The 5,530-nt window shown below is 43.6% G+C and carries 7 protein-coding genes and 1 pseudogene; 5 read left to right on the plus strand and 3 right to left on the minus strand.

Translation table 11 applies throughout. The features are described from left to right. Positions 1-180 (minus strand): transposase (locus tag P378_RS08305; protein WP_143338438.1); only part of this gene is annotated, 180 nt, incomplete at its 3' end. 253 nt (positions 181-433) lie between these two features. Here P378_RS08305 and P378_RS08310 point away from each other — a divergent pair. The 4 genes and pseudogenes from P378_RS08310 (at position 434) to P378_RS18950 (ending at position 3,687) form a co-directional block, all read left to right on the plus strand. Next, positions 434-580: a transposase gene (locus tag P378_RS08310; protein ID WP_099082917.1), complete on the plus strand. Its 147-nt coding sequence runs from the start codon at positions 434-436 to the stop codon at positions 578-580. Positions 581-1,308: 728 nt separating this feature from the next. After that, positions 1,309-1,809, plus strand: a complete 501-nt coding sequence (locus P378_RS08315; protein ID WP_180261027.1) for a DUF4829 domain-containing protein — start codon at positions 1,309-1,311, stop codon at positions 1,807-1,809. 309 nt (positions 1,810-2,118) lie between these two features. Then, positions 2,119-3,397 (plus strand): annotated as a pseudogene (locus P378_RS08320) (IS110 family RNA-guided transposase). A 77-nt stretch (positions 3,398-3,474) separates the two neighbouring features. Then, positions 3,475-3,687, plus strand: a complete 213-nt coding sequence (locus tag P378_RS18950) for a hypothetical protein (protein ID WP_143338439.1) — start codon at positions 3,475-3,477, stop codon at positions 3,685-3,687. Between the two features lie 370 nt (positions 3,688-4,057). Here the strand turns inward: P378_RS18950 and P378_RS08325 are convergent, their stop codons facing one another. Together P378_RS08325 and P378_RS08330 are read right to left on the minus strand one after the other, a co-directional pair. Next, on the minus strand, positions 4,058-4,366 hold the full coding sequence (locus P378_RS08325; RefSeq protein ID WP_238473042.1) for an integrase core domain-containing protein: 309 nt from the start codon (positions 4,364-4,366) through the stop codon (positions 4,058-4,060). 397 nt (positions 4,367-4,763) lie between these two features. Further along, positions 4,764-5,117: a DMT family transporter gene (locus tag P378_RS08330; protein ID WP_099082919.1), complete on the minus strand. Its 354-nt coding sequence runs from the start codon at positions 5,115-5,117 to the stop codon at positions 4,764-4,766. A gap of 106 nt (positions 5,118-5,223) precedes the next feature. On the opposite strand from P378_RS08330, the gene P378_RS19490 reads away from it, so the two are divergent. Continuing rightward, the gene (locus tag P378_RS19490; RefSeq protein WP_180261028.1) at positions 5,224-5,517 is read left to right on the plus strand and encodes a hypothetical protein; all 294 of its coding nucleotides are present in this window, start codon (positions 5,224-5,226) and stop codon (positions 5,515-5,517) included. Positions 5,518-5,530 lie beyond the last annotated feature (13 nt).

Consider the following 5,530-nt stretch of genomic DNA (forward strand, 5'->3'; position numbering starts at 1 on the left):
ACTCTTTCTACGACCATCTTCAAGAACTTCTGCCAGAGATCTTATTGCCTCTTTTTTCCATTTAAGCAATTGATTTGGATGAATCCCATACTCTGAAGCAATCTGGGATATGGTTTTCTCTTCCTTGAGAATTTCCAGTACAACCTTGGCTTTGAACTCCCCAGAATATGATTTTCTCACGGCAACGATCCACCTTAAATAAAGCTGTTTTTTTGTCTAGTTTTCTTTATCCATTATATACATTTACGGCCTGTATTTTTGGTATTTTACTATGGGGAGCATGGGTTTTATTGTTTGATGATTATTGGCTATTCTACCCGTTAAAAATACTATTTTCTTAAAATCCTGTCAGGTGCTTTCGGAAGGCTCTCCTGCAATTAATGCTTCTTAGCCCCCTAACAATCTTGTAATGGTTTCAGGGGGAGATGAATAAATGACAAGGAAAAAGTACACTAATGATTTCAAACAGCAAGTTATTCAGGAAGCCCTGGAAACAGGAAATAATGCAGTAGTAGCCAGGCGGTATGATTTGAATTCCAATATGGTTGGTCGTTGGGTCAGAGAACACAAAAAAAGATAAATTTACTAAAACAACTGATGCCGAATTGGTTTAGGGTTATAATCAGATTTCCAGAGAAAACGTGAGGCTTCTCGGTTCATTCGGGCTACTACCGCCACCCGTTCCCGAATGCTCCGTCCAGGCCTTTCCATCTCGGACAAAAGTCCAAGGTTTTCCCGGCGGCTAAAGTATTATGTCGATATTTGTAAATATATTGTGATTTATTTTTAAAACCAGTCTACCTCCTGGTCTGTCTAGTGGAAAAGGGTGGTGGATCAAATGTAATAATAATTATTTTAAGTAGACTCCTTTAAAAACAATTAATGGAGGTAGTGAACTCGAAAAGTGTTAATCAGTTTTATAATTATGTTACTGGGAACACAGGAACCGGGCCTAAAGGAACGGCTTATCAAGTTGATAAAACCCCCAGCACCTTTAATTTAGGATATATATCTACGGAGATGTTATACAAGGATTTCCGGATTGGTATTCTGAATATTATCATTCCATATATACATCAGCTGTGTACAAACCAGGAAGTCTCCCCGATATAGTTTACTGTGCCCATACCAACAATAGATTAGATTACCCCCTATCAAAATTTTTTGAATGGTTGGTCCAAGTGGAAAGTTAAGAGGAATTTCCTTTAAGTCAACTACCTTTGATAACTAGTACTTACAAGGATATTAAAAGAACTCATGCAGGGGTAATTACCCCTGCATGAAGATATTTATGTAAGGATGAAGAACATGGATAGAAAAAGAATAATTCGACCGACAATACTTTTTCTAATTTTTATTCTAGGTTTACTAGCTTTTTTAAACAAAGAAATCGAACTTAATTTAAGAGTCTGGAGAAGCGACCCTGACGAGGTTGTCCAAATGTATTTTGAGGGAGTAAACATCAAGAATCTCGACTTGGTCAAGGCAACTTTATACGAACATGGTAAAAATACAATTTATACTTTCGATGCTGTTGAGTATTACAAAATTATAAGCATTGAGAAGGATGAAAAAGAATCTCAGCTACAAAAGAATTGGATAAAGTACAATGAAAAAGGTCGCTTCAAAAAAGACCCATATGATATAGCTATTTATAAAGTAAAGTATTTTTTAAAACTAAACCCAAAAGCTGATTATAATAATGGGGTTAATGGTGTGTTTATAGGTCAAGAGGGCTATGGGGTTAAAACGATTTGTTTAGTCAAACTGAATAAGTTTTCTTCCTGGAAAATTTATGACATAGGGTGAATGGGGTCGGGCTTGCATTATTGCGTAATAGTCTTTTTTTCGATACTCTTGACAAAAAGGGGGCAGTGGTTGTTTTTGGCATAATAAAAGTACAGAGAACGGCAACAATACATAGGCTAGAACAAAAAAGGGCATTGCCATCACGCTCAAGAATAATCCTCTTGTATACGCTAATTGTATACGCTAAGACAGGAGCATTCCTGTAATCATTTAAAATGACCTTTGAAAAACGAGACGCCCATCAATACAATGGTAATGTGCTGATCCCGCAAAGAAAGGCACAAAACCAGATTGAGGAGGCGCCTCTATATGAATCGTACACAAAACGAGAAGATTTCGCAAATAAAAATTGAAACCTTGATGGTCGGAATCGACATTGGGAAAGAAACCCACTACGCCAGAGCCTTTGATTACAGGGGGATTGAACTGGCCAAACTGCTGAAATTCAACAACACGGTGGAAGGATTCGAACTCCTGGAACGGTGGATGCAGGACATATGTAAGCAGCAAGGAAAGACGGAAGTCATCGCCGGCTTTGAGCTACTGGACATTACTGGTTTTCATTGGGAGACCACCTCAAGTGCCAAGGTCATAAACTGGCAATAGTCAACCCATTCCATGTCAAACGAACCAAGGAACTGGATGACAACAGCCCCACCAAGAATGACCGAAAGGATCCGAAGACCATCGCCATGTTGGTGAAAGACGGGCGTTACCGGGAGGTGTACATACCGGACGACATCTATCAGGAACTGCGAGAAGCAGTGGCTGAAAGAGAACGGCTGCAAGAGCAGCTGAATGCTATCCACAACAGGGTTGTTCGCTGGCTGGATATCCGGTTTCCAGAGTTTGAAGGGGTATTCAAGAAATGGACAGGAAAAACGGCGCTTCTGACACTTCGAACGTTTCCAACACCGGCCAAGGTTTTGGAGGCGGGCGAGGACAAAATACCGGCCACATGGAGGACAGTTGTGAAGCGGTCCGTAGGCAAAAAAAGAGCGCAAGCGCTGGTAAAAGCGGCGTCCAACAGCATCGGCAGAACCAACGGTCATGTAGCTTCGGAAGCCAGCCTGCAGAACCTGCTTGCAGAATACGATTTGTACCGTGCGCAGTATGAACGTTTGGAACAACTGATGTGGGAATTGCTGCTTCAGGTACCGAATGCAGTTAAACTTCTGGGAATCAAAGGAGTTGGGTTGGTTACGGCACAACCTTTGTCAGCGAAACCGGGGATATCCGCAGGTTCGAAGACCCGCGTCAGATACAAAAACTGGCCGGTTTCAACCTGGTAGAGAACAGCTCCGGCAAACACAAAGGAAAGACAACCATCAGTCACCGGGGGCGGAAGCGATTACGACAGGGGCTGTTCATGGCCATGATTGCCATCTTGGGTAAAAACCCGGAGTTCCGGGAACTACACCACCGCAACCTAACAAGGGAGAAGAACCCGCTAAACAAGATGCAATCTATTGTCGCCCTCTGTGGCAAGCTCATCCGGGTATTCTACGCCATTCTGAGCAAGGGCGTTGACTACAGTCCGGAGAAGATGATGGGCGATATTCAAAAGTCGGTGAAAGCGGCCGCATAATGGTTATTTGCTTATATAAAGAAAATAATAATTGGGATTATTGATAATGTTATTTTTAACAAGAAAGGACTATGAAAATGGATTTTGACAAGGAAAAATTACTAAAGATTGTGAATAAACTAAACGATAAAGATTCTTATTTATTTAAGTTAAGAAGTGGTTTAATTGATAATAAGGTACATACTTTAACAGAAATATCTTTGTTGTTAAATATATCTCAAGATGAATTATGTGAAGAATTAAGAAGAATCGAAAGATTTGTTTTATCTGAATACCATAAAAATCCATAGCCAGCCAGTATGCTATCCTTATTCGTTGAGGCGTTGCCATTTGATATGTTCGTTATCCACTCCAGAGCGTTGCAAAGATAGCGTACAGTTACATGAATTAAGTTGTCAAGGTATTGACACTTTGGAAATAAATAACAGCTCCCCTTATTATCCTAAAATGTTCTTGGTGAGCACCAGAGGTTAACTTAAATTAAAGTGACGCCGAAGGGAAGTCTTGACGGCCGGGGTCCCCGCGTGTGGTACAATCGAGTAACTGGCGGGGCGCAATCTGTTAAAGCAATGTCCCCGGAGCCGCCCCGTCGGTAGTCAAAGCTGACCACACGCGGGGTGGCAGTCAAGACCGCCACTTTGTTCCACTGTTTTTTGCATCTTAAGCAGCGAGCTTCGGGGCTGGCAGGAGTAGTTGATCAGTATATGGTACAAAGAATGCCTGTGCCGGTGTTCTGCCCCTGGTACGACGKCCTTGGTGAGGGCGTTCCCAGTTATAATAGAGCAAAAATTTGTTCAGGTCAGACTGGAGTTCTTCTACAGAGAAATATCTTTTGCGCCTTAATGCTACCTGGAAAAATTCCTGGTATAGAGTCTGAATAAATCGTTCAGCATAACCGTTGGTCCAGGGGTGCTTTATCTTGGTGGTCTTGTGCTTAAAATGACTTACCTTTTTATCTGAGGATAGCACTACTCAGCGCGGATAGATAAACATACCGGTATAAACCAATTAGGGCAACGCCTCCCGGTTACCTGCAAGGATGGCCGGGATCACGCACTCCTAATGTTTTTGGTTTATACCGGTGGTTTATAAAGTGGCTCTAACAGGGCGGCCGGACAGAGGGAGAAACCTCTCCAACCTTTCAGGCACCGACTTGTTGTTTCACAGCTTATGCGTACCTATACAAGTACGGCCCTGATCGTGTTCCGTAAACATGAAACCTGACCCGGTTATACTGGGTCAGGCGGATCAACGGGTTCCGGTTCCGGGGTGGGATTCCCCGGCACGAATCGTAGGGAACGCTGTTCGCCTTGCGTCAGTAGATTCAGCAGGCTTTGTCTGCTTATGTCTATGTGTTCAGGAACGGTTATTTCTTCAACAACAAAAACGCCCCGCCGGCCATGAGAAAAGTGCCGGCCATGTGATACCAGCTGAAGGGGATGCGGGCCACCCCTAAGAGGCCCAGGTGGTCGATGGCGGCGGCGGTTAGGACCTGTCCTACGATGATGGCGGTGGTGGCCGGGGCAACGCCCACGGCGGGGATGCTGCGGGCCACCATGTAGACGATGAGTACGCTTAAGACGCCGCCAGGTAGGTGTACCAGGGGCCCCATCCATTTGCCCAGGTCGCAGGTTCCCAGGCGGCAGACAAAGACCAATATGCCCACCACAACGGTTCCTACGGCATGAACAATAAAAGTGGTCTCCCACAGCCCGGCAATTCTGCCTAGCGTGAGTTTACGAAATAACGATTACAATAACCCCTCAGCCCAGTAACCACAAGACTTTCAGGGGATAGAAACGTATTACCCCCCGAGGGCATACTTTTTGATGTCTAAAATCTCTAAAACCCTTTTTTCCTCAGCCGTTAATTTGGTTAATGAAAAACATTCTCGATCCTTTTTTGACTTGCTGTTACCACCCACGCAGAATGGCAACAAAGGAATAAGTGCCAATGGCATGGATGAAAAATTATGTAGATATGCAGGAAAAACGACAACTAATGCTGAAAAGCCCGTCTCATGCTTCATAATCCAAGCAGGAGGCGGCTTTTGTGATCATGGACGCAGCATGGGGAACAGAGTTTTGGCGGCTCACCCCATGCTGCCTAATACGTGGTGACTAGAAAGCCACA

This window comes from Desulforamulus profundi (genome assembly GCF_002607855.1).